The 18,875-nt window shown below is 55.4% G+C and carries 12 protein-coding genes; 11 read left to right on the top strand and 1 reads right to left on the bottom strand.

Features of this window, described 5'->3' with window-relative positions:
- The first annotated feature begins 540 nt into the window (after positions 1-540).
- Complete coding sequence (locus tag QMX84_RS13230) at positions 541-5,886, top strand: DUF6543 domain-containing protein (RefSeq protein WP_282363988.1); 5,346 nt, start codon at positions 541-543, stop codon at positions 5,884-5,886.
- A gap of 85 nt (positions 5,887-5,971) precedes the next feature.
- Here the strand turns inward: QMX84_RS13230 and QMX84_RS13225 are convergent, their stop codons facing one another.
- On the bottom strand, positions 5,972-6,235 hold the full coding sequence (locus tag QMX84_RS13225; RefSeq protein ID WP_048367889.1) for a DUF2790 domain-containing protein: 264 nt from the start codon (positions 6,233-6,235) through the stop codon (positions 5,972-5,974).
- A 417-nt stretch (positions 6,236-6,652) separates the two neighbouring features.
- Here QMX84_RS13225 and acs point away from each other — a divergent pair, with 417 nt between their 5' ends.
- The 10 genes from acs to astD all read left to right on the top strand — a co-directional run bounded on the left by acs (position 6,653) and on the right by astD (position 18,781).
- Positions 6,653-8,608 (top strand): acetate--CoA ligase, encoded by a 1,956-nt coding sequence (acs, locus tag QMX84_RS13220; protein ID WP_048367888.1) that lies wholly within the window; start codon positions 6,653-6,655, stop codon positions 8,606-8,608.
- Positions 8,609-9,346: 738 nt separating this feature from the next.
- A complete protein-coding gene (locus QMX84_RS13215; RefSeq protein WP_153336367.1) occupies positions 9,347-10,132 on the top strand; it encodes an ABC transporter substrate-binding protein in 786 nt (261 codons plus the stop codon).
- Positions 10,133-10,236: 104 nt separating this feature from the next.
- Positions 10,237-10,926 carry an ABC transporter permease gene (locus QMX84_RS13210; protein ID WP_048367884.1) on the top strand — a complete coding sequence of 230 codons (690 nt, stop codon included), beginning with the start codon at positions 10,237-10,239 and terminating at the stop codon, positions 10,924-10,926.
- A complete protein-coding gene (locus QMX84_RS13205) occupies positions 10,923-11,621 on the top strand; it encodes an ABC transporter permease (protein WP_048367882.1) in 699 nt (232 codons plus the stop codon). The genes QMX84_RS13210 and QMX84_RS13205 overlap by 4 nt, the downstream gene beginning before the upstream one ends.
- Before the next feature lie 52 nt (positions 11,622-11,673).
- Positions 11,674-12,438: an ATP-binding cassette domain-containing protein gene (locus tag QMX84_RS13200; protein ID WP_153375691.1), complete on the top strand. Its 765-nt coding sequence runs from the start codon at positions 11,674-11,676 to the stop codon at positions 12,436-12,438.
- Between the two features lie 127 nt (positions 12,439-12,565).
- Positions 12,566-13,555, top strand: coding sequence for a transcriptional regulator ArgR (argR, locus tag QMX84_RS13195; protein WP_282363985.1), 990 nt, complete (start codon positions 12,566-12,568; stop codon positions 13,553-13,555).
- Between the two features lie 314 nt (positions 13,556-13,869).
- The gene (locus QMX84_RS13190) at positions 13,870-15,090 is read left to right on the top strand and encodes an aspartate aminotransferase family protein (RefSeq protein WP_282363984.1); all 1,221 of its coding nucleotides are present in this window, start codon (positions 13,870-13,872) and stop codon (positions 15,088-15,090) included.
- A gap of 112 nt (positions 15,091-15,202) precedes the next feature.
- On the top strand, positions 15,203-16,222 hold the full coding sequence (gene aruF / locus QMX84_RS13185) for an arginine/ornithine succinyltransferase subunit alpha (protein WP_262124831.1): 1,020 nt from the start codon (positions 15,203-15,205) through the stop codon (positions 16,220-16,222).
- Positions 16,223-16,277: 55 nt separating this feature from the next.
- The gene (gene astA / locus QMX84_RS13180; RefSeq protein WP_048367873.1) at positions 16,278-17,315 is read left to right on the top strand and encodes an arginine N-succinyltransferase; all 1,038 of its coding nucleotides are present in this window, start codon (positions 16,278-16,280) and stop codon (positions 17,313-17,315) included.
- The gene (gene astD / locus QMX84_RS13175; RefSeq protein ID WP_282363996.1) at positions 17,312-18,781 is read left to right on the top strand and encodes a succinylglutamate-semialdehyde dehydrogenase; all 1,470 of its coding nucleotides are present in this window, start codon (positions 17,312-17,314) and stop codon (positions 18,779-18,781) included. The genes astA and astD overlap by 4 nt, the downstream gene beginning before the upstream one ends.
- Positions 18,782-18,875: the final 94 nt, after the last annotated feature.

Below are 18,875 nucleotides of genomic sequence, written 5' to 3'. Positions count from 1 at the left end.
CTCCTGCGTGAGGGCCTTGTGCCCGTGTGGTAACACTGATGGTTTGGTATACACACGGCCCATAGGCCACTTGGATCTAAGAAATGTTGCTGCAGTAGCGGTTTACGCACGCATAAACATGAATGTTTTCGGAGGCTGCCCCGCTGTCGCTCGGGGGATGCAGTAACGATAGCATCTCGCCCTGGCCTTTAAAGCCGGAGCAGCTTGGTGGTCAGCCCGCTCAGGGTGTTAGCACCCTTTGGAGGGCCGAAGTATACGGGGTTTGTACAGGGTATTTCAGCCAGTTTTTTTTCGGCCGATGCGACGAAATGACCTAAATCTGGCCTGGACTTCAACGCAGTGGCGGCCGGGCACGGCTTTCCCGGCTCAGGACCGGTCGGCTGGTATTTTTATGAGGGGGGACAAGCACGGGAGGGTGAGACCGATATCCGTATAGTTCTATGTAGTGCCAGTGCAAGCGGCAAGACACGTAAGGTCTTTTTCATCAGGGTGCGTGACGTGGATGACGCGTAACTGCCCAACCATGAGAAGGTCGCCAAAATGAGTCAAATAGAAGCGTTTAAGTATTATTCGGAAAATTCTTTAAAATCGAGTTTTGAGCAGTGTACGAATTCGGCGCTTGCTGATGGACTGATCACCGGCGTTGAAAAAATCTGGCTTCAACAGGCCTTGGGGACTTATGCGGTCAATACAGTGCCTGCGATTGCCCCGCTGTATGTGAGTCAAGTAGCGTTAGCGCGAGCAGATGACAAGCCGGAATATTTACGCGGGGCATTTGTACTTGCTACCGGGGTGCTACCTTCGGACACTTATTATTTTTATACTTTAATGACGGGGATTCATAAGTTTCTGAGCTGGGCTGATTTAGTCAGGGCTATAAATAAACAGTTTATCGTGAATGATAAATCCCCTCTTTTACACTGTATTCCTTTGGCCAGTCGGCATGCTTTATTGGGCGACGATGTGATAAATTTGACGTTGTTGCCGCTGGAGCTACCCATTTTCAAGACTCTCAGCCAACTCTTTGAACGCTCATTGGGAAATGATCAGTTTGTCGTCCATCAAGTGGTGTCGTACATACCTTCAATTCGATCTGTTCTATTTGACAGACTGAAGTTCAAGCAGGAAGAAAGAAGGCAGGCCACTCCGGCAGACTGTGCAGGGAGTGTTATTACGAGTGAAATGACAATTAATAGCTCTTTGGTGGATTGGGCGTTCGAATATTATTTGAAAAAAGCGCTGCCCAAGCATGAGGGCTTTAGCTATGCGCCCCGTTTGCCCTGCGGCAGTGAACGTGGCAAAAGCAGTGCTGAGATAGAGTTAGAGTTTGTCAGTTTTCTCCACGACTCTACCCATGATCTGGTGAGCACGTTTAGTAAGGCCATAGGCCAATACTGGAATGAGTCACGAGGATTTTTCCCCAGCTTAAAGGTATGTGTGCATGACACTTTGAGTGAGCGTCTATATAGCAGTCTTATGCAGGCGCAGCATGATGGAACACTCTCTGCCCTGGACGTAAAACAGTTGCAAGAACGTATGCAAGGCGTTGATGTGTCACACGTAGAGCTTGCGTTGATACACCTTAAGCAAGCAGCGGATGCCCCCGTTGAGTTGGTAGCCTGGTACGGTCTTTTTATTGGCGGTGTCGATGGTCGATTCGTTGTGATGGGGGACCGGGGGCTGGAAGTATTTAACAATTGGTCGCATTTTCAGCGTGTCACATCCCCTCGCTTCAACGTGTTGCTTCCTAAGGAAGCCGAGAGCGGCCCGCCGTTGCCCGATGATCATCTGAGTCGGTATGTAGCGCGAGCGGACAGTGTTCGGTGGAGCGCTTCAAACCCTATCAGCATGGGGTATACCGTGTTGCATGACGATTTGTACGCAGCACTGGAATCTCAGATTTATAAAAAAGTGCTATCCGATATGGAGTACTTAATTGAGTGGTTAGACGTTAAACATGTTTTTGCAGAGCCTGTAACATCTGCGGACTATGCAAGTACCGCGTTGGCCGTACTGGACGATGCGCTCAATATAAAGACATTGCTGAATCCTGATCGATCCATCCCGTTTGACAGTTATCGTTGGAGTGCCCGATTTTCACTGGAGGAAACCATGGCTGAAACAAGCGGAGAAGTGCTTGAACAGCTTAATGTTTCGATTGATCTTATTCGGCTACGTATCGAGGAGTTGGAGCAGGCAGTAACAATAAAGCTATCAATATTTCCAACCGTGAGCGCCTTCTGCAAAAAAAAGTTGGCTGAGCTTTGGCAGCTTGGCGGGCGAGACTCACTTGATCCAGGAAATGTTTCGGTCAGTATTATTGATTCAGACTCCAACGCATCCTCTTCCGACGTGCCTTCGATGCCGTTGGTTGATGTATTTTTGGAGCATGTGACGGGAAAACATCCTTTACCTGTCGAGCCCTGGCGCGTCCGGTTTCAACAGGCAGCAGGGGCGTCAGGGCAGGTCGCGTATTTTGCTGCGGATGAGAACCTGACACTTCATGGCGTCTTGCTTAAGTTGGCCGATGATTTTGCCAGCCAGTTTGAACGGTACCTTGAACGTTCCATCTTTAAAGATCAGTCACCAGCGGGTAACACGTTACTGGATGATCTGGTGCAACTGAAATCTCAACTGTTGTGGGCGGGTGGCTATTATTTTTTTGGCCATGATAAACGACTTGCCAAGCAGGACGTCGGTTGTTTGACCGCACTGCAGACGTATAGAGTGAGATCGGAGCGGCCGTCCTATTATTATTTTGTGCCCGAGGTCTACCGGATATCGGTGAATGTGAAAAGCCTCAATTTTACGGCGTTTTTAGAAAACTGTTTTTTGATTACCGAGAGAGGCGGGCTCCAGTCAGCCTGCGCTGGACATGCTATTTTTTGGTCTCCAGCACGACAGTACGAGGCATTTAATTCAGTTGATAAATGTCGCGCTGTATTACGACAGCGTATTCTGGATTCTGTTGAATATGTGGAGTTAACAAACACCATTAATAGTTTTCAGCGTGCCGCTATTCTTGAAAGTAAAGCGTTGTTGAGCTTGACCGATGATTTGTTTTATTTTTCTGTTGTTGAGGAAGACTACTTGCTGGTGCTGGAGAACAGCCGTCTACAGCACCATCTTGATGACGCGCGGCGTGCTTATCATCACGGCGTTGTTGCGAGGCTTTCTAGTCAAGAGCTTCAAGACAGTGTTGACAACTATGTTGTAGCCATTGAAGCCGGTTTTAACGTGGCTTCGTTACTGCTTCAAGCCGATACGGTAATGTTTGAGTCCGCCCTGCCTGAGGTGTTGGCTCACGCCACACTGAAAGAAAAATATGACTATTCGCGTATTTTGCAACGTTATCGCAATGCGGTGGTTGACGATCGCGATTATTTCCATGGCATTGTGGGTATTGATGAGTACACGGTCAACGCACTTAAAAAACAACTGGCCCTGGACTTTCCAATGCAATCGGTGGACCCGGAAACCGTCAATGTCATTATCACTCAAGTGAGTTCGCCGGCCTGGTCAGGAGAAATTGCATCGTTGGGCAGTGCGGTGTCCAGTACGAGTCAACCATTGAGCACGTATGCCTTGCGCGGGTTTGGTCAATTGACAGGTCATCTGAAATTTTCGACGTCGGGGAAGGTGTCGCTGCCAAATGGTTTTAATGAGCACTATGTAAAAGCGTTAGTCAGACAATTAAACGTCGGTGAAAATTATCGCACCTTGCTTGAAAATAAATTGGTAGTGGATGCGGGGGAGTCCAGTGAGCGCTTAAAGTTGTTTTGTGCTCAGTTGCCACCACAGATTCTGGAAATGGCATTCCGGGATAAATTGAAAGGTGCGCTCAGTGAAAAGGCTTACTGTTACCTGGAACATGTGCTCAACAGGCCTGATGCAATGGCGCGAGAATTATTAAATGGACAACGTATTGTTATGCGCCCTCTTGCTCTGCGGTCCAGTCCCGATGCGCTGCCTGATGAGGTCAGTGGGATATACCTGGTTGGGCCTGATGCCAGGACGCCTGGTCCATTGGTAGTAGTTGTCATGTATAGCCGTGAATATTCAATTAAAGAGTACCCTGATGAGGCGAGTTTTGTAGCGGATATCATTAATCGAGACATTCTGCAAACTCAACTATTAAATCGCCTGAGCCCGTGGCAACGTAAGGTATACGCGAATGGTGGATTTAAAGAGCCACATATTAATTATATTAGCCAGGATTTTTTCAGTATTGATCTGTTCGAGACGCCGGCACCCGTGACGATTTCGCAGGATGAGTACGCGGGGAATTTACTCTCGAAAATGTATAAGGATAATTGCCAACAGTTGCTGTACATGGCGAAATCTCAATCTGTTACCACGGCTGAGGCAGATTGGGGTTCTTTCAAGGAGCTGCTGTCATTGGTCATGGCAACTGTGATCCAGTTTATGCCCGCACGGTTGGCTATCCCTGTGACAATATGGCAAACCCGAGACACCTTGAAAGCGGCTGCTAGTGCTGCGTCCCAGGCTCACTGGGGGGAGGTCGTAACCGAGTTTGTGACTAGCCTGTCGATGCTCCTGACGTTAAGACAGTCCAGAGCATCAGAGCGCAATGCGGGCACTACGCAAGTCAATTCCTCAGACCCAGCTCATGAGTCACCTCCGCTATTCAAGGAGGCGAGCGGGCAATCAGGTTTGACGACGCACTATGAATCAGCGCTTGAGCCCTACATAGAGCATTCGGTTTCCTTGTCAGAGTTAAAGCACGACCCGCTAACCGATATCTATCAGCATGTATTGACTAAAAAATATTACGCGGTCGTGCTCGGCAGGGTATTTCAAATACAGCTATTGGAAAGGCGCTGGCGTATCTATATCGGTGCTGATCAGGACGGCCCGGCCCTGCGTCGCGACGATGCATCTAACCGTTGGGAGGTTGACGTCAGGGAGCCGCTGGCCGGCGGCGGTCCGATACTCAGCAGGCATGCACAAGCGCGTGGTGGTACTGGTTTCATTAGCGAAGCTATTGGCATGGCCCAGATTCGAGCGCTTTTTCCAGGCAAAGCAACGGCTCTCCAGGAGGCCCATCAACGGGCAATCGCTTATCTGAATGAGGGGCGCGATGTGCTCAGGCATATTTTTGACAATGACGTGACTTCGCAGGAGCATGCTGCGTGGTTGAGAGATTTTCTGGGCGTTTCTCGCTTGAGCTTGGTCCAAACCCGAAAAATAGATTCAGTAATCGGTCTTGTTTTTAGCCGCTTGATCAAGCCCTCCATGAACCCGATAAGTTCAAAACGGTACGTTGTAGGGCGAGGCAATATTTATGGCGCTGGTCGTATTGCTTTTGTGAATGCACTGGACAAGCGTAAATATATTTATTTGTTGGATGTTTTTTTTAATACCCCATTAGATACTCGTCTGGCCGGGACGATGGACGAGCTTAAAACGACTGTGCCGCCCTTTGATTTCAATGGTCATTTCAGAGCGGTCACGATGATTCACGAGGTAAGCCATCAAGTCGCGGGTTCAGAAGATATTGCTTACATGAACTCGGCTCTTCCGTTTGTTGAACTGTTGAAAGATGTTGTGCCAGTAACGCTCAGTTCGGCATCCAGAAATAGGGTCTTGCAGGCTCAGGCCCTGTCTGCACTGACTCCCCGTCATGAGTTATTCAAGATACAAAGTTCAAAGCTCACACCCAAGCCGGATGTCGGCTTGCGAGTGTCTGAACATATTAAGAAATTGACGGGCGCACTGACGCTGGATCAGGCACGGGATATATTTATCAATGATGAGTTAAAGCGCGCAGAAATCATTCTTTCGAATGCCGACTCGTTGGCACTTATCATCAGTCGATTGGGTGGGGGGCGGGAAAACTATAGCGTGATCAGGCTTGGACCTTAGCCTCTCTCGCTGAGCGAAAAGCCGCGGCGGGCTGCACTGTAATTAATGTGCGCCCTGCCGCATATCGCTGGGGGATAGTGTGTTCTTAACCGTTGGAGCAACCGTTACCCATGACACGGTATTCGAGAGTGTGCTTGATGCCTTGCGAGTCTTCGTAAACCATGCGGGCCGGGACGACTTCGCAAACATTAGGGATTTCGCTCATGGAAATCACTTTGGCAATATCAAGTTCGGAAGAGTAGGAATAGTGTTCTACAACCGGTTGCTGGTGCGAGACCTGAGTACTTGCTTCATCAGCAAACGCGCTAACACACACACTGCTGAGGGCCAGAACTAACAACGCTTTCATTTCGTATTTACCTGTCTAGGGTCGAGTAGGGGCACGCGGCCCTTGTGAGGCTGCGTGTGAAACTTGGTTTAAGTAAGAGCGATTAAACATGCCTTCGTGGGGGCTGTAACTTGCGTTAATCGCGGTGCCTTGGTTGGCGAGGTGAATTTTAGGCCGCTGCCGGGCGGGCATATAGAGGGGCTTTTGATAAAGACTGTTGACAGATTCTGCAACAATCGTCGAAAACAGGCTGTGTTCACAGGCATTTCAAATCCGTCGGCGCGGGGTAAAGCGCTGTAAGCATCGGTCTTGAGCCTTGCGCGGAAAAACCATGGTTTTTCTGGGTGTTTCTTACTACCAACGTCGAATGGATCTCACGCCAAGGCCCGGCTAAAACAGGGTCATAAAACAACAACTACAAATATAGAGGTATGAAACATGAGTGCCGCTTCCCTGTATCCCGTACGCCCTGAAGTTGCAGCCAATACGCTGACTGACGAGGCGACCTACAAGGCGATGTACCAGCAATCGGTCATCAACCCGGATGGCTTCTGGCGTGATCAGGCCAAACGTCTGGACTGGATCAAGCCGTTCACCACCGTGAAGCAAACCTCCTTCGACGACCACCATGTCGATATCAAATGGTTTGCCGACGGCACTCTCAACGTTTCCTACAACTGTCTGGACCGCCATCTCGCCGAGCGCGGTGATCAGGTCGCGATTATCTGGGAAGGCGACGATCCTTCCGAACAGCGCAACATTACCTACCGTGAACTGCACGAAGAAGTGTGCAAGCTGGCCAACGCCTTGCGCGGCCAGGACGTTCACCGTGGCGACGTCGTAACTATCTATATGCCGATGGTGCCCGAGGCGGTTGTCGCCATGCTGGCCTGTACCCGCATTGGCGCGATTCACTCGGTGGTGTTCGGTGGCTTCTCGCCAGAAGCGCTGGCCGGGCGGATTATCGACTGCAAATCGAAAGTGGTGATCACCGCTGACGAAGGTGTGCGTGGCGGCAAGCGCACGGCGTTGAAAGCCAACGTCGACGTGGCGTTGACCAACCCTGACACCTCCAGCGTGCAGAAAATCATCGTGTTCAAGCGCACCGGCGGCGACATCGCCTGGTACAAGCACCGCGATATCTGGTACCACGATTTAATGGCCGTGGCCTCGACCCACTGCGCACCCAAAGAAATGGGTGCCGAAGAAGCCCTGTTCATCCTTTATACCTCGGGCTCAACGGGCAAGCCGAAGGGCGTGCAGCACACCACCGGTGGCTACCTGCTGTATGCCGCGCTGACCCACGAGCGCGTGTTCGATTACCGTCCGGGCGAAGTCTACTGGTGCACGGCGGACGTGGGCTGGGTGACCGGCCACACCTACATCGTCTACGGCCCTCTGGCCAACGGTGCAACCACCGTGTTGTTTGAAGGGGTGCCGAACTACCCGGACATCACCCGCGTGTCGAAAATCGTCGACAAGCACAAGGTCAACATCCTCTACACCGCGCCCACCGCCATTCGCGCCATGATGGCCGAAGGTCAGGCGGCAGTTAAAGATGCCGACGGCTCAAGCTTGCGCTTGCTGGGTTCGGTGGGTGAACCGATCAACCCTGAGGCCTGGAACTGGTACTACACCACGGTCGGCAAAGAGCGCTGCCCGATTGTGGATACCTGGTGGCAGACCGAAACCGGCGCGTGCATGATGAGCCCGCTGCCGGGCGCCCATGCGCTCAAGCCGGGTTCAGCTGCGCGTCCATTCTTTGGTGTGGTGCCGGGGCTGGTGGACAACCTGGGCAACCTGATCGAAGGCGCGGCCGAAGGCAATCTGGTGATTCTGGATTCGTGGCCGGGCCAGGCACGTACCCTGTACGGCGATCATGATCGCTTTGTCGACACCTACTTCAAGACCTTCCGCGGCATGTACTTCACCGGCGACGGTGCGCGCCGCGATGAAGACGGCTACTACTGGATCACCGGTCGTGTGGACGACGTGCTCAACGTGTCTGGCCACCGTATGGGCACAGCAGAAATCGAGAGCGCGATGGTTGCCCACTCCAAAGTGGCTGAGGCAGCTGTTGTCGGCGTGCCTCATGACATTAAAGGGCAGGGCATCTATGTCTACGTCACCCTTAATGGCGGCGAAGAGCCTAGCGAGGCGCTGCGTCAGGAGCTGAAAAACTGGGTGCGTAAGGAGATCGGTCCGATTGCCTCGCCAGATGTCATCCAGTGGGCGCCAGGCTTGCCAAAGACCCGCTCGGGCAAAATCATGCGTCGTATCCTGCGCAAGATTGCCACGGGCGAATATGACGGCCTGGGCGATATCTCGACCCTGGCGGATCCGGGCGTGGTGCAACACCTGATCGACACCCACAAGAGCATGAAGGTCGCCTGACGCCTCCTTCGTTGTAAGAAAGCCTCGCCTGGCGTTGTCAGGCGGGGCTTTTTATTTGGCCGATCAAATCCCCGCCCAACCTTCGGAGGCTTTTATCAAACATAAAATAAGTGATTGATTCTAAAGACCCTGTAGGAGCGAGCTTGCCTCGCGATCTGTTGATCTTGATCTAAGAGCCCCCTCACCACGCCTCTCCCGTAGGAGAGGGAACCGATTGGGGGATGCTGAAGATATTCGGCGGCCTGTTTGCTACGCGACAGCGCGGCGTCGAAGACGGGGCGGCCACGCCTGCGGGGTCCGGGGTTTATTCAAGTGTTACCCCATGTGTAACCGTGCGCCCAAAAACGGGGCTATGTGACACCAAAGGCACCGTTTTAGAGCGCTCGGGTGGCCCTTAAAAAATTAGATTAAAGGCTACACTTGCCGGAATAGAAGGGTTTGCGAATAATAGGCCCGCTATTTGCAACTCATATAGGTTCTATATCTTTTGCTCTTGCACGAATTTGAAGAGCTGTCAATGCCTGTAGCCGCCTTTCTCGGTGCATTTGTAATATGTTGTCGCATTGAAGAAATAACGGCTTGAAGCCTGTCGTTAGAATGCCGATCACTCGCTCGTTGTCGTGGTGCTGAACTCGTTTCAACACAAACAGGACGTGGCGCCGCATTCCCGGTTTAACCTCCGCATATTGGGCTCAGGCTCACTCTGCATTTATTGCCCTTTACCGATGGAGTCCTAAGATGAAGAAACTCGTGCTTCTTGGCGCCCTGGCACTGTCCGTGCTGTCCTTGCAGGCGTTTGCTGATGCAAAGCCGCTCAAAATTGGCATTGAAGCCGCTTACCCTCCGTTTGCCTCCAAGGCACCGGACGGCAGCATTGTGGGCTTTGACTATGACATCGGTAACGCTCTGTGTGAGCAGATGCAGGTCAAGTGTGTGTGGGTCGAGCAAGAGTTCGACGGTCTGATCCCGGCACTTAAAGTGCGCAAGATCGACGCCATCCTGTCCTCGATGTCGATCACCGACGACCGCAAGAAGTCTGTGGACTTCACCAACCGCTACTACCTGACCCCGGCTCGCCTGGTGCTGAAGGACGGCACAACCGTTTCTGATTCGCTGGAAGAGCTCAAAGGCAAGAAGATCGGCGTGCAGCGCGGTTCGATTCACGACCGTTTCGCCAAGGAAGTCTTTGCACCTAAAGGCGCCACTGTTGTGCCTTACAGCTCGCAGAATGAAATCTACCTGGACATCGAAGCCGGTCGTCTGGACGGTACCGTGGCTGACGCCACCCTGTTGCAGGAAGGTTTCCTCGATACCCCGGCTGGCAAAGGCTACGCGTTCGTAGGTCCTTCGTTCACTGACGCCAAGTACTTCGGTGACGGCATCGGTATCGCCGTGCGTAAAGGCGACAAAGAGCTGAAAGACAAAATCGACGGTGCAATCACTGCTATCCGTGCAAACGGCAAGTACGACGAAATCCAGAAAAAATACTTCAACTTCGATATTTACGGCCCAGAAGCCAAGTAATTCATCGCGGCTGTAAGTCTGAAATGGCGCAAGCGACAGGGTCTCTGAAGTTTGCGCCATTTTTTCATCCTAATTTTCACGCTTTTTTTTCGAGGGCCTGAATCATGTTGAAAGGCTACGGGGCTGTCATCCTCGATGGCGCTTGGCTGACGCTACAGCTCGCCTTGTCGTCCATGGCCCTGGCCATTGTTCTAGGTCTGATTGGTGTTTCAATGCGCCTGTCGCCAGTGCGCTGGCTGGCTTGGCTGGGCGATCTGTACTCTACGGTCATTCGTGGGATTCCCGATCTGGTGCTGATCCTGCTGATTTTCTACGGCGGTCAGAACCTGCTGAACAACGTCGCCCCGCTGGTGGGCTACGACGACTACATCGACCTTAACCCCTTCTCGGCTGGCGTGTTCACCTTGGGCTTTATCTTTGGTGCGTACCTGTCCGAAACCTTTCGCGGTGCCTTTATGGCGATCCCCAAAGGTCAGGCGGAAGCGGGTGTGGCCTACGGCATGAGCCGTTTCCAGGTGTTTTTCCGGGTGTTGGTGCCGCAGATGATCCGTCTGGCGATTCCGGGCTTTACCAACAACTGGCTGGTGTTGACCAAAGCCACGGCCCTGATTTCGGTGGTCGGCTTGCAAGACATGATGTTCAAGGCCAAGCAGGCGGCAGATGCCACCCGCGAGCCTTTTACGTTCTTCCTCGCGGTGGCCGCGCTGTACCTGGTAATGACCAGTGTGTCGCTGCTGGCGTTGCGACAACTTGAAAAGCGCTACTCGGTCGGCGTAAAGGTGGCTGAGCTATGATCTTCGACTACAACGTCATTTGGGACAGCATGCCGCTGTACCTCAGCGGCATGGTTGAAACCCTCAAGCTGCTGGGTATTTCACTGTTCTTTGGTTTGCTGGTGGCGCTGCCGCTGGGCCTGATGCGGGTGTCCAAGCGCCCGTGGGTCAACTTCCCGGCGTGGCTCTACACCTACGTGATTCGCGGCACGCCGATGCTGGTGCAGCTGTTTTTGATCTACTACGGCCTGGCCCAGTTTGAAGTCGTGCGCGAAAGCTTTATGTGGCCTTTGCTGTCCAGTGCAACCTTTTGTGCGTGCCTGGCGTTTGCAATCAACACCAGCGCCTACACCGCCGAAATCATTGCGGGCAGCCTCAAGGCCACGCCCCATGGCGAGATCGAAGCCGCCAAGGCGATGGGCATGTCCCCGAGCAAAATGTATCGCCGTATTTTGCTGCCGTCGGCCATGCGCCGGGCGCTGCCGCAATACAGCAACGAAGTGATCATGATGCTGCAGACCACCAGTCTGGCGTCCATCGTGACCCTGATCGACATCACCGGCGCTGCGCGTACCGTTAACGCGCAGTATTACTTGCCGTTTGAAGCCTACATCACCGCAGGTGCGTTCTACCTGTGCCTGACCTTCATTCTGGTACGCCTGTTCAAATTGGCAGAACGCCGCTGGCTGGGCTACATGGCCCCGCGCAAGGCCTGAGTGTTGAGCCGCGCTCAACGTCTGACCCACTGTTTTTGTGAGAACCGACAGCATGTACAAACTTGAAGTCCAAGACCTGCATAAGCGCTACGGCAGTCACGAGGTGCTGAAAGGCGTATCTCTGGCTGCAAAGGCAGGTGATGTGATCAGCATCATCGGTTCCAGCGGTTCAGGCAAAAGTACCTTTTTGCGTTGCATCAACCTGCTTGAGCAGCCGCATGCCGGCAAGATTTTGCTCAACAACGAAGAGCTCAAACTGGTCGCGAAAAAAGACGGCGCTCTGGTAGCGGCAGACCCTAAACAGTTGCAGCGCATGCGTTCGCGCCTGTCGATGGTGTTCCAGCACTTCAACCTGTGGTCGCACATGACCGCGCTGGAAAACATCATGGAAGCGCCCGTGCACGTACTGGGCATGTCCAAGGCCGAAGCGCGGGAAAAAGCCGAGCACTACCTCAACCAGGTCGGCGTGTCCCATCGTAAAGACGCCTACCCAGGGCATATGTCCGGAGGTGAGCAACAGCGTGTGGCGATTGCTCGTGCGTTGGCGGTGGAGCCAGAGGTCATGCTGTTTGATGAGCCGACCTCGGCGCTGGACCCTGAGCTGGTCGGCGACGTATTGAAGGTCATGCAAGACCTCGCCCTGGAAGGCCGGACCATGGTGGTGGTGACTCACGAAATGGGCTTTGCCCGCGAAGTGTCCAACCAGTTGGTGTTCCTGCACAAAGGCGTGGTTGAAGAAAGCGGTAACCCGCGCGAAGTGCTGGTGAACCCGCAGTGCGAGCGTCTGCAGCAGTTCTTGTCGGGCAGCCTCAAGTAATTTAATGGATTGTGAGACTGCTTTTTGCACCAACTTAGTGCATGCTTCCCGGAAAAAGCGGTGGCGGATCTAGCTTGGTTGTTGCCACCTTCGGCATTAACACTGTTTTCGTTTCGGATTGCATGCCATGACTGCCCATCGAATAGGTTTCCTGATTTGGCCCAGCACCAAAGCATTGACGCTGGCGCTGGCCGAGGAGGCCTTGCGGGTCGCCCAACGGGTGCATCCCGAAGTGGCTTACGAGCTGGTGTTTCTGCAAGCAGAAGCACCGATCGACGTCGTGGCAGGCGGTTGGCAATTACCCGGTGAGCCGTGGGTCGGGAAGCTTGAGGGGTGCCAGAAGTTGTTTCTGGTGGCCGATGAGCCGCCCGCCGCCATTGCTCCGGCACTCAGCAGTGCGCTCAAGCAATTGGTGCGTGCCGGGTGCGTGATCGGCGGGTTGTCGGCCGGGGTTTACCCGCTGGCACAACTGGGCTTGCTCGATGGCTACCGAGCAGCCGTGCACTGGCGCTGGCAGGATGACTTCGCTGAACGCTTCCCCAAGGTGATTGCCACCAGCCACTTGTTTGACTGGGACCGTGATCGCTTGAGCGCTTGTGGCGGCATGTCGGTACTGGATCTGTTGCTTGCCTTGCTGGCCCGTGATCACGGTGCCGAACTGGCGGGCGCGGTGTCTGAAGAGCTGGTGGTTGAGCGCATTCGTGAAGGCGGTGAGCGCCAGCGCATTCCCTTGCAAAACCGTTTGGGTTCCAGCCACCCGAAACTGACCCAGGCCGTTTTGCTGATGGAAGCCAATATTGAAGAGCCGCTGACCACGGACGAAATCGCCCAGCATGTGTGCGTTTCCCGTCGTCAGCTGGAGCGCATCTTCAAGCAGTACCTCAATCGCGTCCCGAGCCAGTACTACCTGGAGCTGCGCTTGAACAAGGCGCGTCAGATGTTGATGCAAACCAGCAAATCGATCATCCAGATCGGCTTGTCGTGCGGGTTCTCCTCGGGTCCGCATTTCTCCAGCGCTTACCGCAACTTCTTCGGTGCCACGCCCCGCGAAGACCGCAACCAGCGCCGCAGTAGCAGCCCGTTCGAGTTGTCGTCGGTGCCATCCGAACGCGGTTAACCCGCCGTCCACCGCCTGCGTAGGAGCGAGCTTGCCTCGCGATCTTTTGACCGTTAAAAGATCGCGAGACAAGCTCGCTCCTACCGTTATGGGGTGCTGGTGTTTTTTCTCGTTACAAAAGGCTTTTCTCGACGCGCCCAGCGTTTAAACTGCGTCTTTGCGACGCAATATGTCGCATTGCTATAAACCCGCTTAAACCGGGGTTTGGCGCTATAAGAAGTTGTCGCTTGGCGGCAAGGCCGCATCACCATCTGTCCTTACAATCCCCCCATCGCTCGCCATTTTAGGCAGGCGTTTCTCATCAGGAGACTCCGATGTCCGTTGAGCAAGCCCCGGTGCAACGCGCCGATTTCGATCAGGTCATGGTTCCGAACTACGCACCTGCTGCTTTCATTCCTGTGCGTGGCGCCGGTTCCCGAGTTTGGGATCAGTCGGGGCGCGAACTCATCGACTTCGCAGGCGGCATCGCGGTTAACGTGTTGGGCCACGCCCATCCGGCGCTTGTAGGCGCATTGACCGAACAGGCCAACAACCTGTGGCACGTGTCCAATGTGTTCACCAACGAGCCTGCGCTGCGCCTGGCTAAAAAGCTGGTAGACGCCACCTTCGCAGAGCGCGTGTTCTTCTGTAACTCCGGCGCCGAAGCCAACGAGGCCGCCTTCAAGTTGGCCCGTCGCGTGGCGTTCGACCGTTTCGGTGAAGAGAAATACGAAATCATCGCGGCCCTCAACAGCTTCCACGGCCGCACGCTGTTCACCGTCAACGTAGGCGGGCAGTCGAAGTACTCGGACGGTTTCGGTCCAAAAATCACCGGCATCACGCACATCCCGTTCAATGACCTCGACGCGCTGAAAGCGGCGATCTCGGACAAAACCTGTGCCGTGGTACTGGAGCCCATCCAGGGCGAAGGCGGCGTATTGCCAGCCGAGCAGGCTTACCTGCAAGGCGCGCGCGAGCTGTGCGACCAGCACAATGCCTTGCTGGTGTTTGACGAAGTGCAAACCGGCATGGGCCGTACCGGCCACCTGTTTGCCTACCAGCACTACGGCGTGACCCCGGACATCCTCACCAGCGCCAAAAGCCTGGGCGGCGGTTTCCCGATCGCGGCCATGTTGACCACCGAAGACCTGGCCAAACACCTGGTTGTCGGCACTCACGGCACCACCTACGGCGGTAACCCGCTGGCGTGCGCGGTGGGCAATGCTGTGTTCGACGTGATCAACACCCCGGACGTGTTGCAGGGCGTTGAAGCCAAGCATCAGCTGTTCAAAACCCGCCTTGAACAAATCGGCCAGCAGTACGGCGTCTTCACCCAAGTGCGTGGTTTGGGCCTGTTGCTGGGCTGCGTCTTGAGCGATGCCTGGAAAGGTCGCGCCAAAGACATCTTCAATGCGGCTGAAAAAGAAAACCTGATGATCCTGCAAGCCGGTCCGGACGTGGTGCGTTTCGCCCCAAGCCTGGTGGTTGAAGAAGCAGACATCACCGAAGGCCTGGATCGTTTTGAGCGTGCCATCAAACACCTGACGCAAGCCTGATCCACGCATTAACCCTGTAGGAGCGAGCTCGCCTCGCGATCTTTTAAAAGATCACGAGGTGAGTGGCTCCACAGGGTCCCATTTTTTATTTTCTGGATTAAGGAGTGACACCATGCTGGTGATGCGCCCCGCGCAAATGGCTGACCTGAGCGAGGTACAGCGTCTGGCTGCGGACAGCCCGATTGGTGTCACTTCATTGCCGGACGACCTCGACCGTCTGCGCGACAAGATCGCCGCCTCCGAAGCCTCGTTTGCCGCTGAAGTCAGCTTCAATGGCGAAGAAAGTTACTTCTTCGTCCTTGAAGACACCACCGCAGGCAAGCTGGTGGGCTGTTCGGCCATCGTCGCGTCAGCCGGGTACTCCGAGCCTTTTTATAGTTTTCGTAACGAGACCTTCGTTCACGCCTCGCGCGAACTGAAGATCCACAACAAGATCCACGTGCTGTCGCAGTGTCACGACCTGACCGGCAACAGCCTGTTGACCAGCTTTTACGTGGTCCCGGATCTGGTGGGCACGGCCTGGTCCGAACTCAACTCCCGAGGCCGCTTGCTGTTTGTGGCCAACCACCCGGAGCGCTTTGCCGATTCGGTGGTCACTGAGATCGTCGGTTACAGCGATGAAAACGGCGACTCGCCGTTTTGGGATGCCATCGGCCGCAATTTCTTCGACTTGAACTACGCCGCCGCCGAGCGCCTGTGCGGGCTGAAAAGCCGCACCTTCCTCGCCGAGCTGATGCCGCATTACCCGATTTACGTGCCGCTGTTGCCCGACACTGCCCAGGAAGCCATGGGCCAGGTGCACCCGCGTGCGCAAATCACCTTCGACATTTTGATGCGTGAAGGTTTTGAAACCGATCATTACATCGACATTTTCGACGGCGGCCCGACCCTGCATGCGCGGGTCTCGGGCATCCGCTCGATTGCTCAAAGCCGCGTGGTGCCGGTCAAGATCGGTGAGCCGATTCGCGGTGGCGGTCGCCAGTACCTGGTGGCCAATGCCCAGTTGCAGGACTACCGCGCCGTCTTGCTGGAGCTCGACTGGGCGCCGGGCAAGCCGGTCACGCTGGATCTGGAAGCGGCCGAAGCGCTCGGCGTTGGCGAAGGCGTCAGCGTGCGAGTGGTTGCGGTTTAACGCGTTTGAGCGAGTGTCACGGGGTTCGCTCGCGAGCCCTGTTTAAGGAGATAGCATGATCGTTCGTCCTGTACGCAGTAGCGATTTACCGGCCCTGATTGAACTGGCCCGCAGCACGGGCACCGGCCTGACCACCTTGCCGGCCAATGAACAGCGCCTGCTGCACCGTGTCAGCTGGGCTGAAAAAACCTTTCGTGGCGAAGCTGAACGCGCTGATGCCGACTACCTGTTCGTGCTCGAAAACGACGACGGCAAAGTGGTAGGTATTTCGGCCATTGCTGGCGCCGTCGGCCTGCGTGAGCCGTGGTACAACTTCCGGGTCGGCCTGACCGTCAGCGCCTCCCAGGAGCTGAACATTTACCGCGAAATCCCGACCCTGTTTCTGGCCAACGACCTGACGGGCAACTCTGAGCTGTGCTCGTTGTTCCTCAGTGCCGATCACCGCAATGGCCTTAACGGCCGCATGCTGGCCAAGGCGCGGATGCTGTTTATCGCTGAATTCCCCGAGCTGTTTGGCAACAAGATCATTGCCGAAATGCGCGGCATGTCAGATGAAAACGGCCGCTCGCCTTTCTGGGAAAGCCTGGGGCGGCACTTTTTCAAAATGGAATTCAGCCAGGCCGATTACCTGACCGGCGTGGGCAACAAAGCCTTTATCGCCGAGCTGATGCCCAAGTTTCCGGTGTACACCTGCTTCTTGTCCGAAAGCGCCCGCGCCGTGATCGGCAAGGTGCATACCGACACCGAGCCTGCGTTGAACATGCTCAAAAGCGAAGGGTTCAGTTATCAGGGCTACGTCGATATTTTCGACGCGGGCCCGGCGGTGGAATGCGAAACCACCAAGATTCGCGCGGTGCGTGACAGTGAAGCGCTGGTGCTGGCCATCGGCACACCGGGCGATGACGCCCCGGCTTACCTGATTCACAACCGCAAACGTGAAGAGTGCCGCATCACCGCCGCCCCGGCACGTTTGGCGGCGGGCACGTTGGTGGTCGACAAACTGACCGCCAAGCGTCTGCAATTGAGTGCAGGCGACCAAGTGCGCGCCGTCCCGTTATCTGCCCAGCCAGCCGCTTCGCGGGAGTCTAAATAATGAGCACGTTGTATATCGCAGGCGCCTGGCAGAACGGTCAGGGCGAAATTATTGAGTCGCTGAACCCGGTCACCCAGCAGGTGCTGTGGACGGGCCACGCGGCCAATGCCGAGCAGGTGAGCGAAGCGGTCAAAGCTGCGCGTCAGGCGTTTCCGGCCTGGGCCAAACGGTCTTTCGAAGAGCGCCTGAGCGTGCTCGAAGCCTTCGCCGCGAGCCTGAAAGCCCATGCCGATGAACTGGCCCGCTGCATCGGTGAAGAAACCGGCAAGCCGCTGTGGGAGTCGGCCACCGAAGTCACCAGCATGATCAACAAGGTGGCGATCTCGGTACAAAGCTACCGCGAGCGCACTGGCGAAAAAAGCGGCCCGCTGGGCGATGCCACGGCGGTGCTGCGCCACAAGCCCCACGGCGTGGTTGCGGTGTTCGGCCCGTACAATTTCCCGGGCCACTTGCCTAACGGACATATCGTCCCGGCGTTGCTGGCGGGTAACAGCGTGGTGTTCAAGCCGAGCGAGCTGACCCCTAAAGTCGCTGAGCTGACGGTCAAGTGCTGGATCGAAGCCGGTTTGCCGGCGGGTGTGCTGAACCTGCTGCAAGGTGCGCGCAAGACCGGTGTCGCGTTGGCTGCCCACGCAGGTATCGACGGGTTGTTCTTCACCGGCTCCAGCCGTACCGGTAACAGCCTGCATCAACAGTTCGCCGGGCGCCCGGACAAAATCCTTGCCCTGGAAATGGGCGGCAATAACCCGCTGGTGGTCGATCAGGTGGCAGACCTGGACGCCGCGGTGTACACGATTATTCAGTCGGCCTTTATTTCGGCAGGCCAGCGTTGCACTTGTGCGCGGCGTTTGCTGGTGCCGCAAGGCGCGTGGGGCGACCGCCTGCTTGAGCGGCTGGTCGAGGTCAGCAAAGACATTGAAGTGGGCGCGTTTGACCAGCAACCGGCACCGTTCATGGGCTCGGTGATTTCGCTGTCAGCGGCGCGTGATCTGCTGGCCGCACAGACACTGTTGATCGACAGCGGCGCGCAGGTCTTGCTGCGCATGACCCAGCCAAGCACCACGGCGGCGTTGCTCACACCGGGCATTATTGATGTGACGGGCGTGAGCGAGCGCTCGGACGAAGAGCTGTTCGGGCCGTTGCTGCAGGTGTTTCGTTACAGCGATTTTGACGCGGCGATTGCCGAGGCCAACAACACCGCGTTCGGTTTAGCCGCAGGTTTGCTCTCGGACTCCGAAGCGCGTTACCAGCAGTTCTGGCTTGAGAGCCGGGCCGGGATTGTGAACTGGAACAAGCAACTCACGGGCGCCGCCAGCAGCGCACCGTTTGGCGGTGTCGGCGCGTCCGGCAACCACCGTGCCAGCGCGTATTACGCCGCTGATTATTGCGCCTACCCGGTAGCGTCGCTAGAAACCCCGACCCTGGCGCTGCCCGCCGCCCTGACCCCGGGCGTGCGATTGTCTTAAGGCCTCATGTCGTCACTGTGGGAGCGGGCTTGCTCGCGATGCAGGCTGCGCGGTTTTACGGTTAAGCCGCGTTGATGCCATCGCGAGCAAGCCC

The organism is Pseudomonas sp. PS01297 (assembly GCF_029959305.1).
Classification (GTDB): Bacteria; Pseudomonadota; Gammaproteobacteria; order Pseudomonadales; family Pseudomonadaceae; genus Aquipseudomonas; species Aquipseudomonas helleri.
This window is presented reverse-complemented; position numbering and strand designations above follow the sequence as displayed.

Excerpts from the sequence above, each read along its gene's own strand:
- QMX84_RS13215 (WP_153336367.1), top strand. The coding sequence starts at position 9,347 with ATGAAGAAACTCGTGCTTCTTGGCGCCCTGGCACTGTCCGTGCTGTCC.
- QMX84_RS13190 (WP_282363984.1), top strand. The coding sequence starts at position 13,870 with ATGTCCGTTGAGCAAGCCCCGGTGCAACGCGCCGATTTCGATCAGGTC.
- QMX84_RS13225 (WP_048367889.1), bottom strand. The coding sequence starts at position 6,235 with ATGAAAGCGTTGTTAGTTCTGGCCCTCAGCAGTGTGTGTGTTAGCGCG.
- acs (WP_048367888.1), top strand. The coding sequence starts at position 6,653 with ATGAGTGCCGCTTCCCTGTATCCCGTACGCCCTGAAGTTGCAGCCAAT.
- argR (WP_282363985.1), top strand. The coding sequence starts at position 12,566 with ATGACTGCCCATCGAATAGGTTTCCTGATTTGGCCCAGCACCAAAGCA.
- QMX84_RS13200 (WP_153375691.1), top strand. The coding sequence starts at position 11,674 with ATGTACAAACTTGAAGTCCAAGACCTGCATAAGCGCTACGGCAGTCAC.
- QMX84_RS13205 (WP_048367882.1), top strand. The coding sequence starts at position 10,923 with ATGATCTTCGACTACAACGTCATTTGGGACAGCATGCCGCTGTACCTC.
- aruF (WP_262124831.1), top strand. The coding sequence starts at position 15,203 with ATGCTGGTGATGCGCCCCGCGCAAATGGCTGACCTGAGCGAGGTACAG.
- QMX84_RS13230 (WP_282363988.1), top strand. The coding sequence starts at position 541 with ATGAGTCAAATAGAAGCGTTTAAGTATTATTCGGAAAATTCTTTAAAA.
- QMX84_RS13210 (WP_048367884.1), top strand. The coding sequence starts at position 10,237 with ATGTTGAAAGGCTACGGGGCTGTCATCCTCGATGGCGCTTGGCTGACG.
- astA (WP_048367873.1), top strand. The coding sequence starts at position 16,278 with ATGATCGTTCGTCCTGTACGCAGTAGCGATTTACCGGCCCTGATTGAA.